At 69.9% G+C, this 412-nt stretch carries 1 pseudogene; it reads left to right on the top strand.

Features of this window, described 5'->3' with window-relative positions:
- Positions 1 to 412: pseudogene (locus EN906_RS37020) on the top strand (phage tail protein); the annotation flags it as partial.

The raw sequence follows: 412 nt of genomic DNA, 5'->3' as shown, positions 1-412 counted from the left end.
GCCTGCTTGGCGCGCCGGGTTCCGGTGCCGGCGTCTCGCTCGATGGCGTCAACGGCGACATCGCCTCGCTGAAGACCGAAATCGCCGGTTTGAAGGACGCCGGCGGCAACGGCGATGGAGCGGCGAAGATGGTCGGCCTGTCCTCGGGCCTTGAACAGGTCAAGGCCGATGTGGCGGCGCTGAAATCGGCTGTCGAGAAAGGTGGAGCAGGCGACGCGGCCGGGGTCGCCGCACTGGGCGACAAGGTTGCGCAGATCGAGACGGCGGTCGCCGCCCTCGGCAAGGCCGGCAGCTCGGCGCCGGTCGATCTCGGTCCGCTCAACGAGAAACTGGCTGGCCTCGACGCGCTGGTGAAGTCGGCCGGCGAGGCTACGACGGCGCAGGAGGGCCGGCTGACAGCGCTGGAGCAGTC

Source organism: Mesorhizobium sp. M7A.F.Ca.CA.004.06.1.1, from assembly GCF_003999135.1.
In the GTDB taxonomy this organism is placed as follows: Bacteria; Pseudomonadota; Alphaproteobacteria; order Rhizobiales; family Rhizobiaceae; genus Mesorhizobium.
Note: the sequence above shows the minus strand (reverse complement) of the source record. Positions and strands in the feature narration are given on the sequence as shown.